This is a genomic window from Tenacibaculum insulae, from assembly GCF_964512435.1.
GTDB classification, from domain to species: Bacteria; Bacteroidota; Bacteroidia; order Flavobacteriales; family Flavobacteriaceae; genus Polaribacter; species Polaribacter insulae_A.
This window is the reverse complement of record NZ_OZ208512.1, coordinates 1925661-1951016: the sequence shown is the minus strand read 5'-3', so window position 1 is coordinate 1951016 and position 25356 is coordinate 1925661. Positions and strand designations below refer to the sequence as shown.

The window sequence follows — 25356 nt, the reverse complement described above, 5'->3', positions numbered from 1 at the left end:
GTAATTTAGTTTTCTAACTTTATAGTTTAATAACTACTATTAGATCTTTATTACTTATCTAACTTATTTTTTCTTGTTAGCTACAGTTTTTCTCTTACCTTTTCTTGTACGAGAGTTATTCTTAGTTCTTTGACCTCTTAAAGGAAGACCTAATCTGTGACGAATACCTCTTTGACATCCGATGTCCATTAAACGTTTAATGTTTAATTGAACTTCAGAACGTAATTCACCTTCAATAGTAAAAGTTCCAACTTGCTCACGAATCGCTGCAATTTGATCATCCGTCCAATCTTGAACTTTGATACTTTCGTCAATTTTTGCAGTTGCTAAAACTTCTTTAGCTCTGCTGTTTCCTATACCAAAGATGTAAGTTAATGCGATAACACCTCTTTTATTCTTTGGAATATCAATACCTGCTATTCTTGCCATTACCCTTGTCTTTGTTTAAATCTAGGATTCTTTTTGTTAATTACATATAATCTGCCCTTTCTACGTACAATTTTGCACTCGGCACTTCTTTTCTTTAATGATGCTCTTACTTTCATCAGTCTGTGTTTTTAATATCTGTAAGTAATTCTTGCCTTTGATAAATCATACGGACTCATTTCTAATTTTACCTTATCTCCTGGTAATAATTTGATATAATGCATACGCATTTTACCTGAAATGTGTGCCGTAACAATATGTCCGTTTTCTAATTCTACACGAAACATTGCATTTGATAATGCTTCTGTTATTGTTCCGTCTTGTTGAATTGCTGGTTGCTTAGCCATATTATTTTAATGATTTTCTGTTACTGTTACCTGTTTTCATTAAACCATCGTAACGACTGTTTAATAAATACGAGTTAATTTGCTGAATGGTATCTATCGCAACTCCAACCATAATAATTAAAGAGGTACCTCCAAAAAACATTGCCCAGTTTTGAGTAACTCCAAACTTTACAATAATTGCAGGTAAAATAGATAAAGCTGCTAAAAATAAAGATCCTGGAAAAGTTATCTTAGATAACACAGAGTCTAAATAGTTTGCAGTTTCTTCTCCTGGCTTATATCCAGGAACAAAACCATTACTTCTTTTTAAGTCTTCAGCCATTTTATTAGTTGGGATCGTAATCGCCGTATAAAAATAACTAAAGATGATAATTAAGATAGCAAATATAACGTTATACCATAATCCGAAATTATCAGTTAAACTATTTAATGCTGGAAATTTTTGACCTAAAGCTACTGGTAAAAACATAATAGCTTGTGCAAAAATAATTGGCATTACTCCAGAAGCATTCAATTTTAAAGGAATGTACTGGCGAGCTCCATCAACATCTTTAATGTCGGTAACTGCGGTACGACGCGCATATTGAACTGCTACTTTACGTACTGCTGTAACTAATAAAACGGTTAACAAAATTACTACAAACCAAACTATTAATTCGATTAGAATCATCATGATACCTCCAGCACCAGCAGTTTGTTTAGAAACTAACTCTTGTATAAAAGCAGCTGGGAAATTAGCAATAATACCAACAGTAATTAATAATGATATACCATTACCAACTCCTTTGTCTGTAATACGCTCTCCTAACCACATTGCAAAAATAGTTCCTGCTGATAAAAGGATAATTGATGATACCCAAAATGTAGCTCCTGTTACTAAAAATGCTTCAGGTCCTAATCCCATTTGGTTTTGAATAATACCAATATAGGTTGGTGCTTGAAACAAAGTAATAGCAATTGTAAGCCATCTTGTTATTTGTGTAATCTTCTTACGTCCACTTTCTCCATCTTTTTGTAATTTTTGTAAATATGGTACCGCGATACCCATTAACTGAACTACAATCGATGCAGAAATATAAGGCATTATACCAAGTGCCATTACTGACGCTCTAGCAAATGCCCCACCTGTAAATGCGTTTAATAAACCTAAAAGTCCACTAGAAGTACTGTCTTGTAATGCTGATAACTGTGTAGGGTCAATTCCAGGTAATGGAACTGCCGCCATAAAACGGTAAACAGCAATTAAACCTAAGGTTAAAAGTAATTTCTCTTTTAACTCTTCTATCTTCCAAATGTCTTTTAAAGTATTTATAAAATTCATCATTTACAATTCTTATAATGTAACTGCTTCACCTCCTGCAGCTTCAATAGCCGCTTTTGCTGTTGCAGTAAATTTATGTACAGTTATGTTTAATTTAGCTTTTAACTCTCCACCACCTAATATTTTTACTAAGTCGTTTTTACGAGCTAAACGGTTTTCTACTAAAACCTCTAAAGTTACCGTATCTGTAATCTTTCCGTTTTCTACTAATCCTTGTAATTTATCTAAATTTACACCAACATACTCTTTACGATTAATGTTTGTGAAACCAAATTTAGGTACACGTCTTTGAAGTGGCATTTGCCCTCCTTCAAATCCTATTTTACGAGAATAACCAGAACGAGATTTCTGACCATTATGACCTCTTGTAGAGGTACCTCCGTGTCCAGATCCTTCTCCACGAGCGATTCTTTTACCGCTCTTTGTAGATCCTGCTGCAGGTTTTAAGTTATGTAAACTCATCTTATATTGTCTTATTTAATTTCTTCAACAGAAACTAAGTGTGAAACTTTATTTACCATACCCAAAATTGTAGCTGTTGCATTATGCTCTACAGTTTGGTTCATTTTACGTAAACCTAACGCCTCTAACGTTGCTTTTTGACTTTTAAGGCGACCAATTTTACTTTTTACTTGTGTAACTTTAATTTTACTCATCGTCTTAAATTTTAACCGTTAAAAACTTTCTCTAAAGATATACCTCTTTGCTTAGCAATTGTTGCTGCACTACGTAATTGTAATAAAGCATCAAAAGTTGCTTTTACAACGTTATGAGGGTTTGATGATCCTTGAGATTTAGATAATACGTCTTTAATACCAACAGATTCTAATACTGAACGTACAGCTCCACCGGCAATAACTCCCGTACCATGAGAGGCTGGCTTAATGAATACTTTCGCACCACCAAACTTACCTTTTTGTTCGTGAGGTAAAGTTCCGTCTAAAATAGGAATACGCACTAAACTTTTCTTTGCATCTTCAATTGCTTTTGCAATTGCTGAAGCAACATCTTTAGACTTTCCTAATCCATGACCTACAACTCCGTTACCATCTCCAACTACTACGATTGCAGAGAAACCAAATGCTCTACCCCCTTTAGTTACTTTAGTAACACGTTGTACACCTACTAATTTATCTACAAGCTCTAATCCGCTTGGTTTTACTCTTTCTACGTTTTTATATCCTAACATAATATAATTTCTTAAAATTTTAAACCAGCTTCTCTAGCAGCTTCTGCTAATACTTTAACTCTACCGTGGTATAAAAATCCATTTCTATCAAAAGAAACAGTTTCAACACCTTTTCCAGCAGCTTTTTCTGCAATTGCTTTACCTACTGCAGTAGCAGCTTCTGATTTAGAACCAGATGTAATTTCTTTATCTCTTGATGATGCAGATGCTAATGTTACACCAGCAACGTCATCAATTAATTGAGCATAGATTTCTTTGTTACTTCTAAATACTGATAACCTTGGTTTAACAGCAGTTCCTGTAACAACTTTTCTAATTCTATACTTAATTCGTTGTCTTCTTTCAAGCTTTGATAATGCCATAATAATTTCTCTTATTTATTATGCAGATTTACCTGCTTTTCTTCTTAATACTTCACCTACAAACTTAATTCCTTTTCCTTTATAAGGCTCTGGCTTACGGAAACCACGGATTTTAGCTGCAACTTGACCAACTAATTGCTTATCAAATGATGATAATTTAATAATTGGGTTTTTACCTTTTTCAGATACTGTTTCAACTTTCACTTCTGGAGCTAAGTTTAAAACAATGTTATGAGAAAAACCTAAAGCTAAATCTAATTTTTGCCCTTGGTTAGATGCTCTATAACCTACACCTACTAATTCTAATTCCTTAGTATAACCTTTAGTAACACCCTCAATCATATTATTGATTAATGCACGATATAAACCGTGTGCTGCTCTATGGTCTTTACTATCTGATGCTCTCTCTACTGTTAAAACACCATCTTCAATTTTTGCAGTAATATCAGACTTTAACTCTTGCGTTAATTCTCCTAATTTACCTTTTACTGTAACCACGTTCCCGTCTACTTTAACTTCAACACCCTGTGGTAATGCGATTGGATTTTTTCCTATTCTACTCATTGTACAAAGCGATTAATAAACGTAACATAATACTTCCCCACCAACATTTTCTTGTTTAGCTTTCTTGTTTGTCATTACACCTTTAGATGTAGAGACAATTGCAATACCTAAACCGTTTAATACTCTTGGCATCTCTTTAGAGCCAACGTATTTACGTAAACCTGGTGTTGAAATTCTTTGAATCTTTCTGATTACTGATTCTTTCGTTTCACGGTCGTACTTTAAAGCTATCTTGATTGTTCCTTGAACTTTATCGTCATTGAACTGGTAGCTTAAAATGTAACCTTGATCGAACAAAATTTTCGTCATTTCCTTCTTCAATTTTGAAGCAGGAACTTCAACTACTCTGTGATTTGCTGCGATAGCATTTCTCACTCGAGTAAGAAAATCCGCGATTGGATCTGTATACATAATTAATTAAATTGTGGTTTTGGTATTCAATAATTACTCTAATTATTGAACCTGAAACCAGTTAATATTCATTTTTTGTTTTTTAGATAAATCTCATAAGCAGTATACTATATTATTAGTATTTACTTACAAGGCATAATTCACCCTATAAAAACAGAGTGCAAATATACATAAACTTTTTAAAAATAAAGCATTTTTAATACTTATCATTTTGAGTCTTAATTTATTGACTTTATAAGTCCGAAAAAAACACTTTTAAAAACAAAAAAGATGTACAACATTTAATATTGTACACCTTTTAATTTTATATAAAAACTTACTGTTACCAGCTCGCTTTTTTAACACCTGGAATTAATCCTTGGTTAGCCATTTCACGGAAAGTAACACGTGAAATTCCGAACTGACGCATATATCCTTTCGGACGACCTGTTAATTTACAACGGTTGTGCATTCTAACTGGTGATGCATTTTTTGGTAACTTTTGTAATGCTTCGTAGTCTCCAGCTTCTTTTAAAGCTTTTCTCTTTTCTGCATACTTAGCAACCGTTTTAGCTCTTTTGCGCTCACGCGCTTTCATTGATTCTTTAGCCATGTTTAGTTCTTTTTAAATGGTAAACCTAATTCGGTTAATAATGATTTAGCTTCCTTGTCAGTGTTTGCAGATGTTACAAAAGTAATATCCATACCACTAATTTTTTTAACTTGATCAATATTAATTTCAGGGTAAATGATTTGCTCAGTAATTCCTAAATTGTAATTACCTCTACCATCAAAACCATTCGCTTTAATTCCGTTAAAATCTCTTACACGTGGTAAAGATGCAGTTACTAATCTATCTAAAAATTCGTACATTTTTTCTCCTCTTAACGTAACTTTTACACCAATTGGCATTCCTTTACGTAATTTGAAGTTTGCAACATCCTTTTTAGAGATCGTTGAAACTGCTTTTTGACCTGTAATTGTAGTTAACTCGTCAATAGCGTATTCTATTAATTTCTTATCTGCTATAGCTGCACCAACACCTTTACTTACAACAATCTTTTGTAATTTAGGCACTTGCATTACATTACTATAACCGAATTCATCAGTAAGAGCTTTGATAACTCTGCTCTTGTACTCTTCTTTTAATCTTGGTACGTAACTCATGGTTATATTGCTTTATCTGATTTTTTTGAAAATCTAACTTTCTTATCTCCCTCTACTTTATAACCAACTTTTACAGCTTCACCGTTTTCGATTAATGCTACGTTAGATATATGTAATGAAGCTTCTTTTTTTACAATTCCTCCTTGAGGATTAGTAGCGCTTGGTTTAGTGTGTTTAGACACCATGTTAACACCTTCTACTAAAACTCTATCTTTATCTTTAAGAATTTGTAAAACTTTACCTTCCGATCCTTTGTGATCTCCTGCTAATACTTTAACAGTATCTCCTGATTTAATTTTGAACTTCTTCATCTTAATGTCGATTTAAAGCACTTCAGGTGCTAATGATACTATCTTCATAAATTGCTTATCACGTAATTCACGGGCAACAGGACCAAATACACGTGTTCCTCTCATTTCCTCAGTTGGATTTAAAAGTACACAAGCATTATCATCAAATCTGATATATGATCCGTCTTTACGTCTAATTTCTTTTTTAGTACGAACAACAACAGCACGAGATACTTGACCTTTCTTTACACCACCATTTGGAGTTGCAGACTTTACAGTTACTACAATTTTATCTCCAACGCTAGCATAACGCTTTTTTGTTCCTCCTAAAACTCTTATCACTAAAACTTCTTTTGCTCCAGTGTTATCTGCGACTCTTAATCTTGATTCTGTCTGTAACATATTATTTAGCTCTTTCTAGGATTTCTACTAATCTCCAACGTTTAGATTTACTCATAGGACGTGTTTCCATTATCCTAACTGTATCACCTTCGTTGCAATCGTTATTCTCGTCATGTGCAACATACTTTTTCGTCTTTAATACGAATTTACCGTACATTGGGTGCTTAGTTCTTTTTACCTCATTAACAACAATAGATTTCTCCATTTTGCTACTAGATACTACACCTATTCTCTCTTTTCTAAGATTTCTTTTTTCCATCTTTAAAACTGACTAGAATTATTGTAATTCTCTTTTAGTTAACTCTGTAGCAATTCTTGCTACAGTTTTTCTTAAGCTTCTTAACTGCAATGGATTTTCCAATGGAGTTATGGCGTGAGCCATCTTAAGATCCGTATAATTTTTCTTTAACGCTTCTAACTGTCCTTGTAAGTCAGCGATTGATAATTCTTTAATTTCTGATTGTTTCATTGTATATAGAATTAAGCGTTAAAATCAAAATCTCTTGCAATAACAAACTTCGTTTTTACAGGAAGTTTCTGAGCAGCTAAACGTAAAGCTTCTTTTGCAACATCCATTGGTACACCACCAACTTCAAACAAAATTCTACCTTGTTTAATAACTGACACAAAATGATCTGGAGCACCTTTACCCTTACCCATACGAACCTCTAAAGGTTTCTTTGTAATAGGCTTGTCTGGAAATATTTTAATCCAAAGCTGTCCTTCTCTCTTCATATGACGAGTTGCCGCAATACGAGCTGCCTCTATTTGGCGAGAGGTAAGTAAATTCTGGTCTAAAGATTTGATACCAAACATTCCGTTAGAAAGTTGAGTACCTCTACCAGAGTTACCTTTCATATTTCCTTTCGCCTTCTGTACCTTACGGTATTTTACTCTTTTTGGCTGTAACATTTTTAATTTCTAATTTTAAAAATTATTTTCTTCTGCGAGGTTGTTGACGTTTGTTTCCACCACCTTTATTAGCACCACCTTTTTGTTTAGATAATCCTACTAATGGAGATAATTCACGTTTTCCATAAACCTCACCTTTCATGATCCATACTTTAATACCTAATCTTCCGTATTGAGTATGTGCCTCAACAAGTGCATAATCGATATCAGCTCTAAAAGTAGAAAGAGGAATTCTTCCTTCTTTATAGTGCTCAGAACGTGCCATTTCAGCTCCATTTAAACGACCAGATAATTGTACTTTAATACCTTCTGAATTCATTCTCATTGCAGCAGTAATAGCCATTTTAGTAGCACGCTTGTAAGAAATTCTATTTTCAATTTGACGAGCAATACTAGCTGCTACTAATTTAGCATCTAATTCTGGACGCTTAATCTCAAAAATATTAATTTGAACTTCTTTTCCTGTAATTTTCTTAAGCTCTTCTTTTAACTTGTCTACCTCTTGACCTCCTTTACCAATAATGATACCTGGACGTGCAGTAGTGATAGTAACGGTTACAAGTTTAAGCGTACGCTCAATAATTACTCTCGATACACTTGCTTTAAATAATCTAGCATTAATATACTTTCTTATTTTGTCATCTTCAGCTAATTTATCTCCGTAGTCATTTCCACCATACCAGTTAGATTCCCATCCTCTGATAATTCCTAAACGATTTCCTATTGGATTTGTTTTTTGTCCCATTTCTACTTTGATTAATTACTTTTATTTTTAGCTCCTAACTCTAAAGTTACGTGATTAGAACGCTTACGAATTCTATGTGCACGCCCTTGTGGAGCTGGTCTTAACCTTTTTAACATACCTGCGCTATCTACAAAAATAGATTTTACAAATAATCCAGCATCTTCGATACTAGCATCTTCATTCTTAGCTTGCCAGTTTGCAATTGCAGACATTAACAATTTCTCTAAGTTTCTTGATGCTTCTTTTGGACTAAATTTTAAGATTTGTAAAGCTTTTTCAACTTCAACTCCTCTTACTAAATCTGCTACCAAGCGCATTTTTCTTGGTGATGTAGGACAATTAGTTATTTTAGCGAAAGCTCTAGACTTTCTTGCTTCTTTTAACTGTGTTGCCATGTTATGTTTACGACTTCCCATAATTTCCTACTATTTTTTTCCTTTATTTTTTGCACCAGCGTGCCCTCTAAAAGAACGTGTTGGTGAAAATTCGCCTAATTTATGACCTACCATGTTTTCAGTAACGTAAACTGGTACAAATTGCTTTCCATTATGAACAGCAATAGTTTGCCCTACGAAATCTGGAGTAATCATACTTGCTCTTGACCAAGTTTTGATAACTGATTTACTCTCAGTTTCAACGTTAGCTAACACTTTTTTCTCTAATTTATAGTGAACGAAAGGTCCTTTTTTTAATGATCTTGCCATGGTTTATTTCTTTCTACGTTCTATAATATACTTATTACTAGCCTTAGTTTTAGATCTAGTCTTAAACCCTTTAGCTGGAATACCGTTTCTTGATCTTGGATGCCCTCCTGAAGAACGTCCTTCACCACCACCCATTGGGTGATCAACTGGATTCATACGTACAGCATTAGTTCTTGGCCTTCTACCTAACCATCTAGATCTACCAGCTTTACCAGAAACTAATAATTGGTGATCTGAATTAGATACAACTCCGATAGTTGCCATACAAGTTAACAAGATTAATCTTGTTTCACCAGAAGGTAACTTAACTGTTGCATATTTACCATCTCTTGCCATTAATTGAGCAAATGAACCTGCAGAACGAGCCATAACAGCTCCTTGACCAGGATGTAACTCAATACAAGAAATTGTAGTACCTAAAGGAATTTCACTCAAGTACATAGCGTTTCCAACTTCTGGAACTAAGCCTTTACCTGAAGTAATTACTTGACCTACTGTTAAACCGTTTTGTGCAATTACATAACGCTTTTCACCATCAGCATAACTAAGTAAAGCAATAAATGCAGTACGATTTGGATCGTACTCTATAGTTTTTACTGTTGCAGGGATACCTTGCTTATCTCTTTTAAAATCGATAATACGATATTTTTGTTTATGACCTCCACCTATATTGCGTGTTGTCATTCTACCCTGGTTGTTTCGACCTCCAGATCGTTTTTTCGGAGCTAATAAAGATTTCTCCGGCTTATCAGTTGTTATGGTGTCGAACCCATTTACAACTCTAAAACGCTGACCTGGTGTTATTGGTTTTAATTTTCTAACTGACATTCTGTCTTTTCTTAAAGATTGTTATAAAAATCAATAGTTTCTCCTTCAGCTAACTGAACGATTGCCTTTTTGTATCCACTTTTTATCCCTGTTACTAAACCTTTTTTAGTGTATTTAGTATTTCTTTGAATAGGATAATTCATAGTTTTAACAGACTTAATCGCTACACCATAAGCAGCTTCTACAGCTCCTTTGATTTCTAATTTGTTAGCTTTACTGTTTACAACAAATGCATAACGGTTAAATACCTCGCTATCGTTTGTCGCTTTTTCTGTAATAATAGGTTTAATTAAAATACTCATTTCTTTCCCTATTTACTTAAGTTAGATTCAATTCCTTCTAAAGAGCTTTCAGAAATAACTACTTTATTAGCATTTAAAACGCTGTATGTATTTACTCCTGTAGCATTTACTACTTTAGATCCTTTTAAGTTACGAGATGATAAGTAAACATTTGTACTTTCGTCTCCTAACACAAATAAAGATTTTTTAGTGTCTAATTCTAAAGCTTTTAAAACATTGATAAACTCTTTAGTTTTTGGAGTTTCGAAATTAAAATCTTCAACTACAACTAAATTGCTATCTTTTGCTTGAATACTTAAAGCAGACTTACGTGCTAAACGCTTTAAGTTTTTATTTAATTTAAAAGAATAGTTTCTTGGTCTTGGCCCGAACATACGCCCACCACCTCTAAAAACACCAGACTTAATAGATCCTGCACGTGCAGTACCTGTACCTTTCTGTTTTTTAATCTTTCTTGTACTACCAGCAATCTCAGCTCTTTCTTTAGCTTTATGCGTACCTTGTCTTTGATTAGCCAAGTATTGCTTTACATCTAAATAAATTGCGTGATCGTTTGGCTCAATACCAAATACTTCGTTAGAAAGTTCAACTTTTCTACCAGTATCTTTTCCTGTAATATCTAAAACTGCTACTTTCATTATTTTTCGATAGTTACAAAAGTATTCTTGTGACCAGGAATTGCTCCTTTTACTACGATAAGATTCTTATCAGCAACCACTTTTAATACTTTTAAATTTTGAACTTTTACTTTATCTCCACCCATACGACCTGCCATTCGCATTCCTTTAAATACTCTTGCAGGGTACGATGCAGCACCAATCGAACCAGGAGCTCTTAAACGGTTATGTTGACCGTGCGTTGCTTGACCAACACCCGCGAAACCATGACGCTTAACTACACCTTGAAAACCTTTACCTTTAGAAACCCCAGATACATCTACGAATTCTCCTTCAGCAAAGTGCTCAACAGTAATTGAATCACCTAATTTGTACTCTCCATCAAAACCTTGAAATTCAACGACTTTTTTCTTAGCAGATGTACCAGCTTTTTTAAAGTGACCATCTAAAGCTTTATTAGAGCTTTTTGCTTTTTTGTCATCGAAACCAAGTTGTAACGCGTTATACCCGTCAACTTCTTCGGTTCTGACTTGGGTAACCACGCATGGACCTGCTTCGATTACAGTACAAGGAATATTTTTCCCGTTCTCATCGAATAAGCTGGTCATACCTACTTTTTTACCTATTAACCCAGACATGTTTGTTAATTTTAAGACGATAGATTTATTTTATCCAGCGCGTCTATTAATAATAATTAATTTTGAAACAAAAGTTTCTTTCCTTTTAAATTTCACATAAAAAAAGAGCGAAAAACATCTTCACTCTGAATTTGTTTTTACCGTTTTTCCTTCGCGAAACCCTCAGGACATGTTATATTCTAGTAAAAAACTAGAATATTTACACCACGAAACCTAAATTTCGGTGTGCAAAAATATAAAAAACTTTCGGTTTAACAAAATTAAACCGAAAGTTAGTAATATACTTATACTTTTATCTCAACTTCAACACCGCTTGGTAACTCAAGTTTCATTAAAGCATCGATAGTTTTTGAAGAAGAACTATAGATATCTAATAATCTTTTGTAAGCAGATAATTGAAATTGCTCTCTAGATTTTTTGTTTACGTGTGGTGAACGTAATACCGTAAAAATCTTTTTATTTGTTGGTAAAGGAATTGGACCGTTTACAACAGCTCCAGTTGACTTTACTGTCTTTACGATTTTTTCAGCAGATTTATCTACCAAGTTATAATCGTAAGATTTTAATTTAATTCTAATTTTTTGGCTCATCTTAATATCTTATTAACCTTTAGCTTTTGCAATTACTTCCTCAGAAACACTTGATGGTGTTTCAGAATAGTGAGAAAATTCCATAGTAGAAGTTGCTCTACCAGAAGACATAGTTCTTAAAGCAGTAACATAACCGAACATTTCAGATAATGGCACTAATGCTTTTACAACTTTAGATCCAGCACGATCACTCATGTCGTTAACTTGACCTCTTCTTCTGTTTAAATCTCCTACGATATCTCCCATGTTTTCTTCAGGAGTTAACACTTCTAATTTCATCAATGGCTCCATGATTTTAGCTCTTGCAGCTTTTGCAGCAGCTTTATACCCCATTTTTGCAGCTAACTCAAAAGATAATTGATCAGAATCCACAGGGTGGAAAGATCCATCTTTTAAAGTAACTTTCATTGAATCCATTTCATATCCTGCTAAAGGACCATTTCTCATTGCTTCTTTGAATCCTTTTTCTACAGAAGGTACAAATTCCTTAGGAACGTTACCACCCTTAATTGTAGATTCAAATTGTAAACCTTGAACACCTTCATCTGCAGGCTCCATAGTAAACACAATATCAGCAAATTTACCACGTCCACCAGATTGCTTTTTATAAACTTCTCTGTGATCTGCAACTGCTGTAATAGCTTCTTTATATTCAACCTGAGGTTGACCTTCGTTCACTTCTACTTTGAATTCACGCTTTAAACGATCAACAATAATATCTAAGTGCAACTCTCCCATTCCTGAGATGATAGTCTGCCCTGAAGCTTCATCTGTTCTTACAGTAAATGTAGGATCTTCTTCGGCTAACTTAGCTAAAGACATTCCTAATTTATCAACATCTGCCTTAGTTTTAGGTTCTACCGCGATACCAATTACCGGATCTGGGAAGTCCATAGATTCTAAAACAATTGGATTTTTTTCGTCAGATAAAGTATCTCCAGTCTTAATAGACTTAAATCCTACTGCAGCCCCAATATCTCCTGCTTCGATATAATCGATTGCATTTTGCTTATTCGAGTGCATTTGATAAATACGTGAAATACGTTCTTTTTTACCTGATCTATTATTTAACACGTAAGAACCTGCATCTAAACGTCCTGAATATGCACGGAAGAATGCTAAACGCCCTACGAAAGGATCTGTAGCAATTTTAAATGCTAATGCAGAGAAAGGTTCTTTTGCATCTGGTTTACGAGAAATCTCTTCACCTGAATCAGGATCAGTTCCAATAATCGCATCTTTATCTACTGGTGAAGGTAAATAACGACATACTGCGTCTAATAAAAACTGTACTCCTTTATTTTTAAATGCAGAACCACAAATCATAGGAATAATAGACATATCCATTACCGCAGCTCGAAGGGCAGCATGCACTTCTTCTTCAGTAATAGAATCTTCATCTTCCATATATTTTTCTAAAAGATTTTCATCATAAGCAGCAACCTCTTCAATAAGTTTACCTCTTAATTCAGCAGCTTCTTCTTTTAAATCTTCTGGAATATCTACAATATCAAAAGTAGCTCCTTGAGTTTGATCATGCCAAATAATAGCACGGTTCTTAACTAAATCAACAATACCTTTAAAATCTGACTCATCACCAATGTTCATTACGATTGGCACTGCATTAGATTTTAACATGTCTTTTACTTGTTGACAAACAGCCATAAAGTTAGACCCTTGACGATCCATTTTGTTTACAAAACCGATACGTGGCACTTTATAGTTATCCGCTAATCTCCAGTTAGTTTCAGATTGAGGTTCAACACCATCAACTGCACTAAATAAGAAAACTAATCCATCAAGAACTCTTAATGAACGGTTTACCTCTACAGTAAAATCAACGTGACCAGGAGTATCAATAATATTAAAGTGATATCCTTTAGTATCTTTAGTAGCTTCTCCATTTTCAACAGGGAATTTCCACTCACAAGTAGTAGCTGCAGAAGTAATTGTAATACCTCTTTCTTGCTCCTGCTCCATCCAGTCCATTGTTGCAGCACCATCATGCACTTCACCAATTTTATGACTTACACCTGTATAATACAATACACGCTCAGTTGTAGTAGTTTTTCCTGCATCAATATGCGCAGCAATACCAATATTTCTTGTATATTTTAAATCTCTACCCATTTCTTAGAATCTAAAGTGTGAGAAAGCCTTGTTAGCCTCGGCCATTTTATGAGTATCAACTCTTTTCTTAACAGCAGCACCTTCTTCTTTAGCAGCAGCTAAAATTTCAGCAGCTAAACGCTGAGCCATTGTTTTTTCATTACGCTTACGCGTATAAGTGATCATCCACTTAATCGCCATAGAAACCTTACGGTCTGGACGAATTTGCATTGGAATTTGGAATGTTGCCCCACCTACACGACGAGAACGAACCTCTACATGTGGCATTACATTTGACAAACCATCTTTCCAAATTTCTAAAGCTGACTTTTCTTCGTCAGTCTTTTTTTCTTCTACGATTGCTATTGCATCATAAAATACTTTAAAAGCTACAGATTTTTTACCGTCCCACATTAAGTTGTTCACAAAACGTGTTACCAATTGATCATTGAATTTTGGATCTGGTAAAAGAACTCTTTTTTTCGCTTTTCTTTTTCTCATGTCTTTACATTAAAAAAGTTAATTGATTGTTTTTACTTCTTTGGGCGTTTTGCACCGTACTTAGATCTACGTTGGGTTCTACCCTCAACTCCTGCAGTATCTAACGCACCACGTACTACGTGATACTTAACTCCTGGCAAATCTTTTACCCTTCCACCTCTAACTAATACTATCGAGTGCTCTTGCAAGTTATGCCCTTCTCCTGGAATATACGCGTTAATTTCGTTACCATTTGTTAATCTAACCCTTGCTACCTTTCTCATTGCTGAGTTAGGTTTCTTAGGTGTAGTGGTATACACACGCGTACAAACTCCACGTCTTTGAGGACAAGCTTGTAATGCAGCCGATTTACTCTTCTTAGTTATTTTGGTTCTTCCTTTACGAACTAATTGTTGAATAGTTGGCATACTATTATTACTTGTTTTTAATTTGTACTTAAAATTACTCTTTCTTAAAGAGTGCGCAAATGTACAATTATTTTCTAATTATTCAAATATCAAGAAGTTATTTTAACAAATAAAGAAAATTAACATACTCACCTACACAATAAGTAAAACAACAAAAAACATCTCTTTTTACCTTATTTACCAAAAACAACATTAACATTTTCACATTTATTTAACAAATAAGTTGTTTATCTTATTTTTATTTATGACTTTTGACGTAATTAATTCAAATAATTACATAATGAAAACAAAGTTTAATGGAATTTTAACGCTACTATTTGCGTTTCTTGTACAAATATCGTTTGCGCAAGAAAAAACAATTTCAGGTACTGTTTCCGACGAAACCGGAGGCCTACCTGGTGTTAATGTATTAAAAAAAGGAACCTCGTCTGGTACTGAAACTGACTTTAATGGAAAATACTCTATTAAAGCTAACGCAGGAGATATTCTTGTTTTTAGTTTTGTTGGAATGAAATCTACCGAAAAGACAGTTGGTGAATCTAACACAATTAACGTAACAATGTCTAACGATAATGTCTTAGACGAAGTCGTTGTAACATCAATGGGTATTAAAAGAGAAAAGAAATCTTTAGGTTATGCTTCTCAAGAAGTGGGCGGTAAAGAAGTTTCTACTGTAAAACTTGACAATGTTGTAAACTCTTTAAGTGGTAAAGTTAGTGGTGTACAAATTAAAGCTAACAACAACTTTGGTGGATCTGCAAACTTCTTAATCCGTGGGGTAAGTTCTTTCACAGGAAACAATCAACCTTTATTTGTTATAGACGGTATTCCTATGTCTAACAGAATAAACAACTCTTCTAGACAAGCTGGTGGAGGTAAAGGTTATGATTATGGTAATGCTGCTTCAGATATTAACCCTGATGACGTGCAATCAATAAATATTTTAAAAGGTGCTGCTGCATCTGCTATTTACGGTTCTCGTGGTGCTAATGGTGTTGTTATTATTACAACTAAGAAAGGTAAACAAGGTACCTCTAAAATATCTATTACATCAAGTACAACTATAGGAAGCATTGATAAAAGTACTTTTCTTGAATATCAAGACGAATATGGTGCTGGTTACGGTGGTGCCGGAACAGGTTCTGAAAGCATTGATGCTAATGGGGATGGTATCGCTGATATCGTTTCTCCAACTTATGATGATGGTTCTTATGGAGACCCATTAGATGGACACTTAGTTTATCAATGGGATGCTTTTGTACCTGAGCACAGAAATTACCAAAAAGCTACACCTTATTTAGCTGGTAAAGCTACGCCTGTAGATTTTTTTGAAACTGCATTTCAATATAATAACTCTATCTCTTTTACTGGAGGTAATGAAAAATCTACTTATAGATTAGGATACACAAACTACGATGCTTCGGGTATGTTACCAAATTCTAAAATAAACAAGAATACTTTTAATGCTAATGGAACTTTAAAGGTTTCTGATAAATTTAAAGTAAGCTCTAACACTACTTTTATCGCTCAAAGAACAAAAGGTAGAAACTCTACTGGATACGGAGACAACTTAATGTCTCAATTCAGACAATGGTGGCAGGTAAATGTAGATATCGATGAACAAAGAAAAATCTACGAACAAACTGGTAAAAACTACTCATGGAATCACGAAGGTGGTTTACCTGCAGGAGGAGTATCAGGAGGATCTGCTTTACAACCTCACTACTGGGATAATCCATACTGGAGTCGTTATGAAAACTACCAAACAGATAGAAGAAATCGTTTTGTAGGTAATGTAAACGCTACTTATAGTATTACAGATTGGTTAGATGCTACAGTTAAAGCATCTGTTGATACTTACACTGAACTAAGAGAAGAAAGAAGACGTAATGGATCTGTTGCTGCTTCTTTTGGAATTTTAGGAGATGACGAAGCTTCTGGTTACAACAGAGTAGATGTATCTTTCTCTGAATACAACTATGATGCAATGTTAAACTTCAACAAAAACTTAACTGAAGACTTGTCTTTAACAGGTGTTGTAGGTATGAACATAAGAAGAGATAGATATAGCTTCTTACAACAATCTACCGCAGGTGGATTAACGGTACCTCAATTATACGCTTTGAGTAACTCAAAAAACCCTAATCCTAAACCAATAGAAACATTATCTCAAAAAGCTGTAAACGGTTACTACGTACAAGCTAACTTAGGATACAAGAACATGCTTTTCTTAGATTTCACAGACAGATATGATGTATCATCTGCCTTACCTGAAGGTAATAATGCATACAACTACTTTGCTTTTAGTTCAAGTTTCATCTTTTCTGAATTCTTAAAAGATGTAGAATGGTTAAGTTTTGGTAAATTAAGAGGAGGTTATGCTGAAGTTGGTAACGACTTACCTGCAAATAACATTTACGATACATACACTACCTTAAATAACTTTGGTGCATCTGCTTTATTTTCTTTCCCTGGAACAAAACAAAATGCTGATTTAGTACCAGAAAGAACTAACGAAATTGAGTTTGGTTTAGAAACAAGATTATTTAACAACAAAGTAGGTTTTGATTTTACATGGTATAGAAAAAGAACAGAAAATCAATTAATGCCAGTATCTACAACTGCAGCTACAGGATTTACAAGAAAATGGGTAAACGCTGGAACAATGCAGAATAAAGGTATGGAAATTGGTTTAACCGCTACACCTGTATCTAATGACAATTTCAAATGGGATGTTGCTGTAAACTGGGCAAAAAATGACAACTCGGTTATTGAATTATATGGTGATCAAGAAAACTTAGTTATAAATAGTTTTCAAGGAGGTATTTCTATAAATGCTACTGTTGGAGAACCTTATGGTGCTATTAGAGGTACTGGTTTTAAATACCATGCTAATGGTCAAAAAATCGTTGATACTAATGGATACTACAAAGCAGAAGCTGATCAAATAATAGGAAACATCAATCCAGACTGGACAGGTGGTGTAACTAACACATTTGCTTACAAAGACTTTTCTTTAAGTTTCTTAATTGATATTCAAAAAGGAGGTGATGTTTATTCTTTAGATACTCACTATGGTCAAGGTACTGGTTTACCTCATTATACTGCTGGATTAAACGAACTTGGAAACCCAAAAAGAGACCCAGTTTCTGCCGGAGGTGGTGTTTTAAACCACGGAGTACAAGAAGATGGCTCTCCGAATACAATAAGAGCTGAAGCAGATTATTACGGTGGTGCATATTACTGGGGTAACTCAAGTAGAAACCCTGCTGAATTAACAGTATACGATGCTTCGTATGTTAAATTAAGAGAATTATCACTTACTTATAAATTACCAGTAGATAATTTATTTAATGGAGCTATTAGCAATGCTAACTTATCTCTAATAGGAAGAAACTTATGGATTATTCATAAAGATGTTCCTTTTGCTGACCCAGAATCTGGTTTAGGTGCAGGTAATGCTCAAGGTTACTTATCTGGTTCTTTCCCTACATTAAGAACTATAGGTTTAAACTTAAACTTTGAATTTTAAAATAAAAAAACAATGAAAAAATATATAATATCAGCTTTATGTTTATTCCTTACACTTACTTCTTGTGAAGTAGATGAAAGTTTAAACGTAGATAAAAAAAGTCCTACAACTGTTCCTGCCAGCGGTCTATTTACCAACGGTACGAGAAACATGTTTGACTTAATGAACTCAACTTCTGTTAACAATAATGTTTTCAGATTATATGCTCAATATTTTGCACAAACAACGTATCCTGACGAGAGTCAATACAATCAAGTAACAAGAGATATTGGAGGTAGCATCTGGAACACTATGTACAGAGATGTTTTACAAGATTTAAAAGGAGCAAAAGAATTAGCTGTAAAAGAAGCCGAAGGTGACCCTGTAGCTCAACAAGATTTACCAGCAAAAATTGCTCAAATTGGTCTTATTGAAGTTTATGCTTTTTCTGTTTTAGTAGACACATTTGGAAACGTTCCTTATACTGAAGCTTTAGATACAAACAACCCAAGCCCTAAGTATGATGACGCTGCAACAATCTACGCAGATTTACTAATGAAATTAGATGACATTATCGCTAAAATAGATAGTGGTAATGGTTTTGAAGCTACACAAGATCCTATTTACAAAGGAGACATGGGTAAATGGAAAAAAGCAGCAGCTTCATTAAAGCTACGTATGGCTATGCGTTTAGCGGATAGCGACCCTGCTTTATCTAAACAAAAAGCTGAAGAAGCTATTACAACAGGTGTTATTGTTATGAATGCTGATAATTTTGGTATTATTTATGAAGAATCAGCACCAAACACCAATCCTTTATGGGTTTCTTTAGTACAAAGTGGGCGTATCGATTTTATTGCTTCCAACACTCTTACAGGTATCATGAATCCTTTAAATGATCCTCGTTTAGGTTCTTATTTCGAATTACAAAATGGATCTTTTAATGGTGGAATTTACGGTAGTGCAAACTCACCTACTGGTGGATCAGCTATTTCTGACCTAATGAAAACTCCAGATTTGCAAGGAAATGTTTTAACAGCTGCTGAAGTTAATTTTTTATTAGCAGAAGCTGCAGCAAGAACATACACAACATCAGGTACTGCTGAAAGTTATTATAATGAAGCAATCACTCAATCTATTTTAGAATGGGAAGGTACAGCCGCTGACGCTTCAACATACATAGCTCAAACTTCTGTTGCTTACTCAACGGCTACCGGAACTTGGCGTGAGAAGATTGCAACTCAAAAGTGGATTGCGATGTATAATAATGGTTTTGAAGGATGGACTACTTGGAGAATATTCGACACACCTACTTTAAATATCCCAGCAGGCATGACTGCCAGCGATATACCAACTAGGTTTATTTACCCACTTATTCAAGCTCAATTAAACGGAGCTAACAACACTGAAGCTAGTACAGCAATTGGTGGAGATAAAAAGGGAACAAAATTATTTTGGGATAAAAACTAAAATATTAATAATATATAAAAGCTGTTAGTGTTACTAACAGCTTTTTTTTTCAACAAAACAAAAAATCATGATAAAGAAAATCCAACTCATAATAATATGTTTATTATCTATAAACATATATTCACAAAGTAGAAATGTACCTTACAAAAATGGCGTATTTAATAACAACATGGAGTTTTTTGCAATGGCTAAAGTCAATAGCAAAAACAACTCTGAGCATTCTACAAAAGCCCAAGGTCATTATTATCTAAATAAGGACAAATGGAGCAAATGTAACATTACTGACAAAAACAACAAAAACTTCACTTTCGACGCCTGTAATTACAATTTATTCGACAAAAGATTTGAATTTATAATAGATAACACTGTATACTTTTTAAAAAAAAATGAAGTTAAACAAATCATAATAAACAAGCATAAATTCATTCCATCAAAAGAAATTACAGTCAACAATAAAAATTACTTCAAAGAACTACACACTTTTAAAAACGGCAATAAATTGATTGAGATCTTTTTTCTGGACAAAAAAAGCATCCCTTCTAACACCACTTTAGGTCTATATCATAATAAAGTAACCGTTAAATCAAAAAAATACTTACTTAAAGAAAATCAAATAATAAAATTACCTAAAAAAAAGAAGGATTTATTTAAAAAACTAAATATTAAGTACGACTCAAAAAAACACAAAAAATTAAAAATTAAAAAGACAAAAGATCTTATTTTATTATTGAAACAAAACACATAAACCGACTTTATTCCTTTAAACTCTTAAAAAAATACTAATTTCTTTATGTTAAAAAATTGTTTATTTAAGATATAATTAGCATTTTAGCGCCTAATTAATTCAAATAATTACATAATGAGAACAAAGTTTAATGGAATTTTAACGTTATTACTGGCGTTATTTGTGCAAATTTCCTTTGCACAAGACAAGACAATTTCAGGTACCGTTTCTGACGAATCGGGTCCATTACCTGGAGTTACAGTATTAAAGAAAGGCACAACACAAGGTAGTGAAACAGATTTTGATGGAAACTATTCTATTAAAGCTAAAACAGGTGATGTGTTAGTGTTTAGTTTTGTTGGTATGAAAACAGTAGAAAAAACTGTTGGAGTTAACAACACTATTAACCTTAGCATGGAGGCAGATTCATTACTTGATGAAGTTGTAGTTACTGGATATGGAACTTCTACTAAACAAGCCTTTACGGGTACTGCGAAAGTTGTTAAAAGTGAATACTTAGAAGCAAAATCTGTTTCTAATGTTTCTCAAGCTTTAGCTGGTGAGGTAGCAGGGGTTACTGTTGTTAACGGTAGTGGACAACCTGGTTCTGCTGCTACAATTAGAATTAGAGGATTTGGTACTATTAATGGTAATAGTTCTCCTTTATACGTTGTAGATGGTGTACCTTACTTAAATAGTATTAGTAATATTAACCCTGCAGATATTGAATCTACAACTGTTTTAAAAGATGCAACTGCAACTTCTATTTATGGTTCTAGAGGTGCTAATGGGGTTATTGTTATAACAACTAAAAAAGGTAAAAACGGAGTTTCTAACATTTCTGTTGATATTAAAACAGGTGTTAACATGAGACTTTTACCTTCTTATGATGTTATCAGATCTCAAGACGAGTATATTGAAACTTCTTGGGCTTCATTAAGAAACACAGGAGAAAGTTTAGGTAGTGCTGACCCAACAGGTTATGCTAATGCAAATTTATTTTCTGGAGCTGGTATTAGCCCTGATTATAACATGTGGAATGTAACTTCTGTAGGTGACCTTATTAACCCAACAACAGGTAAAGTTAGATCTGGTGTTTCAAGAAAATACACTCCTGAAGACTGGTCTGATTATGGTTTCCAATCTTCTATTAGAACTGAAGCAAATTTAAGTATGAGTGGTGGTAATGAAAATACAACTTACTTTTCTTCTTTTGGTTATCTTGATGACAAAGGTTACTTAGTTAACTCTGACTACCAACGTTATTCAACAAGATTAAATATTACTCACAAGCCAGCAGAATGGTTAGAGGCTAATGCTAATATTGACTATTCTTATGCTGAACAAACAGCTAATGGTCAATCTGAAGATTCAGGGTCTATTTTTTGGTTTACAGATAATATCCCTTCTATTTACCCATTATTTTTACGTGATGCAACTGGAGCTATTGTAGCGGACCCTTTTTATGGAGGTAACCAATATGATTATGGTACAAATAGAGGTTTTGGAGGTTTAACAAATGCAATTGCTGATGCTAATTACGACTTAAGTCAAAACAAGCGTCACTCTGTTAATGGTAACTTTTCTTTTAAAGTTAACTTCTCTGATGATTTATCATTTACAACAAAATATGCTGCTAACTACTATAGTTTTATCGACAATAGTATAAACAATCCTTTCTACGGTTCAGCTGCTGGGCAAGGAGGTAGTTTATTTAAACAACAAAGACAAGCTTTAACACAAAACTTTTTACAAATGTTTAATTACAACAAAAGTTTTGGAAACCACAACATTACAGCTTTATTAGCACATGAAAGTAATGAGTGGAAAAGAGATCGTACTTATATTAGTAAAAACACTGTAGTAAACTTAGTAAACGGATTAGATAATCCTACAAACTACGTTAACGCTAGTTCTGATCCTACAGGATATACTGAAGAAACAGGTTTAGAAAGTTACTTTGCTCAAGCAAACTATAACTATAACAATAAATACTTTTTAACAGGTACAATAAGACGTGATGGATCTTCTCGTTTTGCAAAGCATAAATGGGGTACATTCTGGTCTGCAGGAGCTTCTTGGATTATGAGTAAAGAAAACTTTATGAGTAATGTAAGCTTTGTTAACTATTTAAAAGTTAAAGCAAGTTACGGTATTACAGGAGACCAAGCTGGTGCTGGATTCTATTCAGGTCAAAATGGGTACGATATAGATAATTTAGATGGTAATATTTCATTACTTGTTAGACCAAGAGAAAATGCTGAATTAACTTGGGAATCAAGTAACATGTATCAAATAGGTACAGAGTTTAGATTGTTTAACAATATATTAGATGGTTCTATCGATTACTATATTAAAGATACTCAAGACTTAATGTTTGATGTTCGTTCTGCTATTTCAATTGGAGATGCACTTGAAACTAGAAACGACGGAGCTATTGTAAATAGAGGTTTAGAATTTGATTTAACTGGTCACATTATTAACAAAGAAGATTTCAAATTAGATTTATCTGTAAACGGGGAAATATTAGAAAATGAAATAACTGATATGCCTTATGATAACGCAGAAGGAAGAGATAAAATAATTGATATTGCTGGGAATTTTGGTAGAGCTGAAGGTCACAGTAGATATGATTACTATATGCCAGTATGGGCAGGTGTAGATGCTTCTAATGGTAATCCATTATGGGAAACTAACTATGTAGATAATAACAATAATGGTTCTTTTGATTCTGGTGAAGAAATTTTAGAATTATTTGAATATAAAACAAGAAACCCTGGAGCTGATATTAAACAAGCACTTACAAGTACTCATACAGAAGCAACAAACAAGTTTGTCGGTAAATCTGCTATACCTTCTGTAAGAGGTGCTTTTAGATTATCTGCAAAGATTTATGATTTTGATATTAGTTCTCAATTTGCTTACAGTATTGGTGGTTACGGTTACGATGGTAATTATGCTAGTGTAATGGGTAACGGTCAAGCGGGTAGTAATAATTACCATGTTGATATTAGAAACAGCTGGAAAAAACCAGGTGATATAACTAACATACCAAGATTATATAGTAACCAAAATGTTACAGTTAACAATGGGTCAACTCGTTTTTTAACTAAATCAGATTATTTAGGATTAAATAATGTAAGAATTGGGTATAGTATTCCGTCTAATTTTTTAAGCAACACTGGTGTATCTAATGTAAATCTTTGGATATCTGGAGATAATCTTTTCTTATTAAGTGCTAGAAAAGGTTTTAACCCATCTGCTTCTTTAGTAGGTTCTTCAGCTAGATATAGATATAATCCATTATCTACATTCACATTTGGTGTTCGTGTAAAAATTTAATTAATTAAAATATTAAAAAAAGATGAAACGTAATTTAATCAAAACAGTATTAGCTCTTACTGTGTTTACAACATTTTTTAGTTGTGGTGATGATCTTTTAGAAAAAACACCTACTTCTTTTATAAATGTTGATGATGCAGGGGCATCTGGACAATTAAATCCAGAAATTTTAGACGCAAACCTTAACGGTATTTATTCTATGATGATAAATACAGGAACAGGAGGAACCTCAAGACATGAAGATTTTGGACAAAAAGGGTATGATATAATGACCGATTTCTTATCTGGTGATTTAGCTTTAACGGCTAATAACTACGCTAGATACGGTAATTTCACAAACCTTATTTCTACAGTAGATTTCTCTGATAACTTCAACTACATGCCTTGGAGATATTATTACAGAGCTATTAAATCAGCTAACTTAGTTATTACTTCTTTAGGAGGAACTAATGCAATACCTACTTCTCCAGAAGCTAAAGCTTCTTTAGGACAAGCTAAAGCATTAAGAGCTTATGCATATTTTTATTTATCACAATTATATGCACCTGAATACAACCCAACTGAGGCTGTTTTACCTTTATATACTGATGCTTTTGACCCTATTAAACCACAAGCTCCAATGAGCGAGGTATTTGATGTAATTATTAGCGATCTTACTTCTGCTATTAGTTTATTAAATGGTTTTGTAAGACCTAATAAATCAGCTGTAAATGCAGATGTTGCTAAAGGATTATTAGCTTACGCTTATGCAGCTAAAGGAGATAGCGCTTCTAATATGATGGCTAAAAATTTAGCTGATCAAATTATTGGTGCTGGTTATCCATTAATGGATGCAAGTGAAGTTACTGGTGGTTTTGCTAATGTAAACACACCTGGTTGGATTTGGGGATTTGATGTTACCTTAACTAACGGATTAGATTTAGTTTCTTGGTGGGGACAAATGGATGTATATACATACAGTTACCAATGGGCTGGAGATGAAAAGGGTATGGATGATATTTTATATGCTAAAATAAAAGCTAATGATATTAGAAAAACTCAATTTGATACAAGTAATGGTTTACAGCCTAGAGGTAAATTTTATAATGGAGCTAGAGTTATAGGTGGTCAAAGAAATATTGAAGATGACTACATTTATATGAGAGTTGCTGAGATGTACTTATTATCTGCTGAAATGTCTGCAAAAGAAGGTATGGATGCTGATGCTAAGAGTAGACTAAAACAATTATTATCTAAAAGATTTACTAGTGCTTCTGACTATTCTTATGTAGATGCCTTATCTGGAGGAGCTTTATTAAATGAAGTTATTTTACAAACAAGAGTTGAGCTTTGGGGTGAAGGAAAAAGTTATTTATCAATGAAGAGAAATAAACAAATGATGACGAGAGGTACTAATCACGTTTTCCATGCAGGTTTATCAGTTCCTCATACAGACGATAGATTAACTTTTGACATTCCACGTGCTGAAATTCAAAACAACCCTTTTATTAACTAAAAA

33 protein-coding genes are annotated in these 25356 nt (G+C 33.6%); 5 read left to right on the top strand and 28 right to left on the bottom strand.

From position 1 onward, the window contains the following. Positions 1-63 precede the first annotated feature (63 nt). The 28 genes from rpsM to rpsL form a co-directional block, all read right to left on the bottom strand. Positions 64-429, bottom strand: coding sequence for a 30S ribosomal protein S13 (rpsM, locus tag ACN5J5_RS09060; protein WP_418644589.1), 366 nt, complete (start codon positions 427-429; stop codon positions 64-66). Next, the gene (gene ykgO, locus ACN5J5_RS09055; RefSeq protein ID WP_073316873.1) at positions 429-545 is read right to left on the bottom strand and encodes a type B 50S ribosomal protein L36; all 117 of its coding nucleotides are present in this window, start codon (positions 543-545) and stop codon (positions 429-431) included. The genes rpsM and ykgO overlap by 1 nt, the downstream gene beginning before the upstream one ends. Before the next feature lie 12 nt (positions 546-557). After that, complete coding sequence (gene infA / locus ACN5J5_RS09050; protein ID WP_024740627.1) at positions 558-773, bottom strand: translation initiation factor IF-1; 216 nt, start codon at positions 771-773, stop codon at positions 558-560. Between the two features lies 1 nt (position 774). After that, positions 775-2094 carry a preprotein translocase subunit SecY gene (secY, locus tag ACN5J5_RS09045; RefSeq protein ID WP_418646542.1) on the bottom strand — a complete coding sequence of 440 codons (1320 nt, stop codon included), beginning with the start codon at positions 2092-2094 and terminating at the stop codon, positions 775-777. Positions 2095-2106: 12 nt separating this feature from the next. Next, positions 2107-2556, bottom strand: a complete 450-nt coding sequence (gene rplO / locus ACN5J5_RS09040; RefSeq protein WP_418644588.1) for a 50S ribosomal protein L15 — start codon at positions 2554-2556, stop codon at positions 2107-2109. A gap of 11 nt (positions 2557-2567) precedes the next feature. Further along, positions 2568-2750: a 50S ribosomal protein L30 gene (gene rpmD, locus ACN5J5_RS09035; protein ID WP_418644587.1), complete on the bottom strand. Its 183-nt coding sequence runs from the start codon at positions 2748-2750 to the stop codon at positions 2568-2570. Positions 2751-2761: 11 nt separating this feature from the next. Then, the gene (gene rpsE / locus ACN5J5_RS09030) at positions 2762-3286 is read right to left on the bottom strand and encodes a 30S ribosomal protein S5 (RefSeq protein WP_141677655.1); all 525 of its coding nucleotides are present in this window, start codon (positions 3284-3286) and stop codon (positions 2762-2764) included. An 8-nt stretch (positions 3287-3294) separates the two neighbouring features. Beyond that, positions 3295-3645: a 50S ribosomal protein L18 gene (gene rplR, locus ACN5J5_RS09025; protein ID WP_068703453.1), complete on the bottom strand. Its 351-nt coding sequence runs from the start codon at positions 3643-3645 to the stop codon at positions 3295-3297. Between the two features lie 18 nt (positions 3646-3663). Further along, complete coding sequence (rplF, locus tag ACN5J5_RS09020; RefSeq protein WP_418644586.1) at positions 3664-4209, bottom strand: 50S ribosomal protein L6; 546 nt, start codon at positions 4207-4209, stop codon at positions 3664-3666. Positions 4210-4221: 12 nt separating this feature from the next. After that, complete coding sequence (rpsH, locus tag ACN5J5_RS09015; protein ID WP_418644585.1) at positions 4222-4620, bottom strand: 30S ribosomal protein S8; 399 nt, start codon at positions 4618-4620, stop codon at positions 4222-4224. 322 nt (positions 4621-4942) lie between these two features. Next, complete coding sequence (rpsN, locus tag ACN5J5_RS09010) at positions 4943-5212, bottom strand: 30S ribosomal protein S14 (protein WP_068363324.1); 270 nt, start codon at positions 5210-5212, stop codon at positions 4943-4945. A gap of 2 nt (positions 5213-5214) precedes the next feature. Beyond that, positions 5215-5766 (bottom strand): 50S ribosomal protein L5, encoded by a 552-nt coding sequence (rplE, locus tag ACN5J5_RS09005; protein ID WP_418644584.1) that lies wholly within the window; start codon positions 5764-5766, stop codon positions 5215-5217. Between the two features lie 2 nt (positions 5767-5768). After that, positions 5769-6077, bottom strand: coding sequence for a 50S ribosomal protein L24 (rplX, locus tag ACN5J5_RS09000; protein ID WP_418644583.1), 309 nt, complete (start codon positions 6075-6077; stop codon positions 5769-5771). 12 nt (positions 6078-6089) lie between these two features. Next, positions 6090-6458, bottom strand: coding sequence for a 50S ribosomal protein L14 (rplN, locus tag ACN5J5_RS08995; RefSeq protein ID WP_068703446.1), 369 nt, complete (start codon positions 6456-6458; stop codon positions 6090-6092). 1 nt (position 6459) lies between these two features. Beyond that, complete coding sequence (rpsQ, locus tag ACN5J5_RS08990; RefSeq protein ID WP_068703444.1) at positions 6460-6717, bottom strand: 30S ribosomal protein S17; 258 nt, start codon at positions 6715-6717, stop codon at positions 6460-6462. A gap of 18 nt (positions 6718-6735) precedes the next feature. Further along, positions 6736-6927, bottom strand: coding sequence for a 50S ribosomal protein L29 (rpmC, locus tag ACN5J5_RS08985; RefSeq protein ID WP_068703442.1), 192 nt, complete (start codon positions 6925-6927; stop codon positions 6736-6738). 11 nt (positions 6928-6938) lie between these two features. Continuing rightward, positions 6939-7370: a 50S ribosomal protein L16 gene (rplP, locus tag ACN5J5_RS08980; RefSeq protein WP_418644582.1), complete on the bottom strand. Its 432-nt coding sequence runs from the start codon at positions 7368-7370 to the stop codon at positions 6939-6941. 22 nt (positions 7371-7392) lie between these two features. Further along, complete coding sequence (rpsC, locus tag ACN5J5_RS08975; RefSeq protein ID WP_068703438.1) at positions 7393-8115, bottom strand: 30S ribosomal protein S3; 723 nt, start codon at positions 8113-8115, stop codon at positions 7393-7395. A gap of 11 nt (positions 8116-8126) precedes the next feature. Then, a complete protein-coding gene (gene rplV / locus ACN5J5_RS08970) occupies positions 8127-8531 on the bottom strand; it encodes a 50S ribosomal protein L22 (protein ID WP_418644581.1) in 405 nt (134 codons plus the stop codon). 9 nt (positions 8532-8540) lie between these two features. Continuing rightward, positions 8541-8819 carry a 30S ribosomal protein S19 gene (rpsS, locus tag ACN5J5_RS08965; protein ID WP_068703434.1) on the bottom strand — a complete coding sequence of 93 codons (279 nt, stop codon included), beginning with the start codon at positions 8817-8819 and terminating at the stop codon, positions 8541-8543. A 3-nt stretch (positions 8820-8822) separates the two neighbouring features. Continuing rightward, complete coding sequence (rplB, locus tag ACN5J5_RS08960; RefSeq protein WP_418644580.1) at positions 8823-9647, bottom strand: 50S ribosomal protein L2; 825 nt, start codon at positions 9645-9647, stop codon at positions 8823-8825. An 11-nt stretch (positions 9648-9658) separates the two neighbouring features. Next, positions 9659-9949, bottom strand: coding sequence for a 50S ribosomal protein L23 (rplW, locus tag ACN5J5_RS08955; protein ID WP_068703430.1), 291 nt, complete (start codon positions 9947-9949; stop codon positions 9659-9661). A gap of 8 nt (positions 9950-9957) precedes the next feature. Continuing rightward, complete coding sequence (gene rplD, locus ACN5J5_RS08950) at positions 9958-10587, bottom strand: 50S ribosomal protein L4 (protein WP_418644579.1); 630 nt, start codon at positions 10585-10587, stop codon at positions 9958-9960. Further along, positions 10587-11204, bottom strand: a complete 618-nt coding sequence (gene rplC / locus ACN5J5_RS08945) for a 50S ribosomal protein L3 (RefSeq protein WP_418644578.1) — start codon at positions 11202-11204, stop codon at positions 10587-10589. Before rplC ends, rplD begins: the two co-directional genes overlap by 1 nt. A 284-nt stretch (positions 11205-11488) precedes the next feature. Beyond that, entirely contained in the window at positions 11489-11794 is a 306-nt protein-coding gene (gene rpsJ / locus ACN5J5_RS08940) for a 30S ribosomal protein S10 (RefSeq protein ID WP_024740605.1), read from the bottom strand. Positions 11795-11806: 12 nt separating this feature from the next. Continuing rightward, complete coding sequence (fusA, locus tag ACN5J5_RS08935) at positions 11807-13924, bottom strand: elongation factor G (protein ID WP_418644577.1); 2118 nt, start codon at positions 13922-13924, stop codon at positions 11807-11809. A 3-nt stretch (positions 13925-13927) separates the two neighbouring features. After that, positions 13928-14404, bottom strand: coding sequence for a 30S ribosomal protein S7 (gene rpsG / locus ACN5J5_RS08930; RefSeq protein WP_418644576.1), 477 nt, complete (start codon positions 14402-14404; stop codon positions 13928-13930). A gap of 32 nt (positions 14405-14436) precedes the next feature. Further along, the gene (rpsL, locus tag ACN5J5_RS08925; RefSeq protein ID WP_028887479.1) at positions 14437-14811 is read right to left on the bottom strand and encodes a 30S ribosomal protein S12; all 375 of its coding nucleotides are present in this window, start codon (positions 14809-14811) and stop codon (positions 14437-14439) included. 280 nt (positions 14812-15091) lie between these two features. On the opposite strand from rpsL, the gene ACN5J5_RS08920 reads away from it, so the two are divergent. The 5 genes from ACN5J5_RS08920 (at position 15092) to ACN5J5_RS08900 (ending at position 25353) form a co-directional block, all read left to right on the top strand. After that, entirely contained in the window at positions 15092-18343 is a 3252-nt protein-coding gene (locus ACN5J5_RS08920; RefSeq protein ID WP_418644575.1) for a SusC/RagA family TonB-linked outer membrane protein, read from the top strand. A gap of 12 nt (positions 18344-18355) precedes the next feature. Beyond that, positions 18356-19792 carry a SusD/RagB family nutrient-binding outer membrane lipoprotein gene (locus tag ACN5J5_RS08915; RefSeq protein WP_418644574.1) on the top strand — a complete coding sequence of 479 codons (1437 nt, stop codon included), beginning with the start codon at positions 18356-18358 and terminating at the stop codon, positions 19790-19792. 67 nt (positions 19793-19859) lie between these two features. After that, the gene (locus ACN5J5_RS08910; RefSeq protein WP_418644573.1) at positions 19860-20537 is read left to right on the top strand and encodes a hypothetical protein; all 678 of its coding nucleotides are present in this window, start codon (positions 19860-19862) and stop codon (positions 20535-20537) included. Between the two features lie 114 nt (positions 20538-20651). After that, positions 20652-23858, top strand: a complete 3207-nt coding sequence (locus ACN5J5_RS08905; protein ID WP_418644572.1) for a SusC/RagA family TonB-linked outer membrane protein — start codon at positions 20652-20654, stop codon at positions 23856-23858. A 22-nt stretch (positions 23859-23880) separates the two neighbouring features. Beyond that, positions 23881-25353 (top strand): RagB/SusD family nutrient uptake outer membrane protein, encoded by a 1473-nt coding sequence (locus ACN5J5_RS08900; protein ID WP_418644571.1) that lies wholly within the window; start codon positions 23881-23883, stop codon positions 25351-25353. Positions 25354-25356 lie beyond the last annotated feature (3 nt).

Bases quoted from the DNA above. Each gene is read 5' to 3' on its own strand.
- rpsM (WP_418644589.1), bottom strand. From the start codon at position 429: ATGGCAAGAATAGCAGGTATTGATATTCCAAAGAATAAAAGAGGTGTT.
- ykgO (WP_073316873.1), bottom strand. From the start codon at position 545: ATGAAAGTAAGAGCATCATTAAAGAAAAGAAGTGCCGAGTGCAAAATT.
- infA (WP_024740627.1), bottom strand. From the start codon at position 773: ATGGCTAAGCAACCAGCAATTCAACAAGACGGAACAATAACAGAAGCA.
- secY (WP_418646542.1), bottom strand. From the start codon at position 2,094: ATGAATTTTATAAATACTTTAAAAGACATTTGGAAGATAGAAGAGTTA.
- rplO (WP_418644588.1), bottom strand. From the start codon at position 2,556: ATGAGTTTACATAACTTAAAACCTGCAGCAGGATCTACAAAGAGCGGT.
- rpmD (WP_418644587.1), bottom strand. From the start codon at position 2,750: ATGAGTAAAATTAAAGTTACACAAGTAAAAAGTAAAATTGGTCGCCTT.
- rplR (WP_068703453.1), bottom strand. From the start codon at position 3,645: ATGGCATTATCAAAGCTTGAAAGAAGACAACGAATTAAGTATAGAATT.
- rplF (WP_418644586.1), bottom strand. From the start codon at position 4,209: ATGAGTAGAATAGGAAAAAATCCAATCGCATTACCACAGGGTGTTGAA.
- rpsH (WP_418644585.1), bottom strand. From the start codon at position 4,620: ATGTATACAGATCCAATCGCGGATTTTCTTACTCGAGTGAGAAATGCT.
- rpsN (WP_068363324.1), bottom strand. From the start codon at position 5,212: ATGGCTAAAGAATCAATGAAAGCGCGTGAGCGCAAAAGAGCTAAAACG.
- rplE (WP_418644584.1), bottom strand. From the start codon at position 5,766: ATGAGTTACGTACCAAGATTAAAAGAAGAGTACAAGAGCAGAGTTATC.
- rplX (WP_418644583.1), bottom strand. From the start codon at position 6,077: ATGAAGAAGTTCAAAATTAAATCAGGAGATACTGTTAAAGTATTAGCA.
- rplN (WP_068703446.1), bottom strand. From the start codon at position 6,458: ATGTTACAGACAGAATCAAGATTAAGAGTCGCAGATAACACTGGAGCA.
- rpsQ (WP_068703444.1), bottom strand. From the start codon at position 6,717: ATGGAAAAAAGAAATCTTAGAAAAGAGAGAATAGGTGTAGTATCTAGT.
- rpmC (WP_068703442.1), bottom strand. From the start codon at position 6,927: ATGAAACAATCAGAAATTAAAGAATTATCAATCGCTGACTTACAAGGA.
- rplP (WP_418644582.1), bottom strand. From the start codon at position 7,370: ATGTTACAGCCAAAAAGAGTAAAATACCGTAAGGTACAGAAGGCGAAA.
- rpsC (WP_068703438.1), bottom strand. From the start codon at position 8,115: ATGGGACAAAAAACAAATCCAATAGGAAATCGTTTAGGAATTATCAGA.
- rplV (WP_418644581.1), bottom strand. From the start codon at position 8,531: ATGGGAAGTCGTAAACATAACATGGCAACACAGTTAAAAGAAGCAAGA.
- rpsS (WP_068703434.1), bottom strand. From the start codon at position 8,819: ATGGCAAGATCATTAAAAAAAGGACCTTTCGTTCACTATAAATTAGAG.
- rplB (WP_418644580.1), bottom strand. From the start codon at position 9,647: ATGTCAGTTAGAAAATTAAAACCAATAACACCAGGTCAGCGTTTTAGA.
- rplW (WP_068703430.1), bottom strand. From the start codon at position 9,949: ATGAGTATTTTAATTAAACCTATTATTACAGAAAAAGCGACAAACGAT.
- rplD (WP_418644579.1), bottom strand. From the start codon at position 10,587: ATGAAAGTAGCAGTTTTAGATATTACAGGAAAAGATACTGGTAGAAAA.
- rplC (WP_418644578.1), bottom strand. From the start codon at position 11,204: ATGTCTGGGTTAATAGGTAAAAAAGTAGGTATGACCAGCTTATTCGAT.
- rpsJ (WP_024740605.1), bottom strand. From the start codon at position 11,794: ATGAGCCAAAAAATTAGAATTAAATTAAAATCTTACGATTATAACTTG.
- fusA (WP_418644577.1), bottom strand. From the start codon at position 13,924: ATGGGTAGAGATTTAAAATATACAAGAAATATTGGTATTGCTGCGCAT.
- rpsG (WP_418644576.1), bottom strand. From the start codon at position 14,404: ATGAGAAAAAGAAAAGCGAAAAAAAGAGTTCTTTTACCAGATCCAAAA.
- rpsL (WP_028887479.1), bottom strand. From the start codon at position 14,811: ATGCCAACTATTCAACAATTAGTTCGTAAAGGAAGAACCAAAATAACT.
- ACN5J5_RS08920 (WP_418644575.1), top strand. From the start codon at position 15,092: ATGAAAACAAAGTTTAATGGAATTTTAACGCTACTATTTGCGTTTCTT.
- ACN5J5_RS08915 (WP_418644574.1), top strand. From the start codon at position 18,356: ATGAAAAAATATATAATATCAGCTTTATGTTTATTCCTTACACTTACT.
- ACN5J5_RS08910 (WP_418644573.1), top strand. From the start codon at position 19,860: ATGATAAAGAAAATCCAACTCATAATAATATGTTTATTATCTATAAAC.
- ACN5J5_RS08905 (WP_418644572.1), top strand. From the start codon at position 20,652: ATGAGAACAAAGTTTAATGGAATTTTAACGTTATTACTGGCGTTATTT.
- ACN5J5_RS08900 (WP_418644571.1), top strand. From the start codon at position 23,881: ATGAAACGTAATTTAATCAAAACAGTATTAGCTCTTACTGTGTTTACA.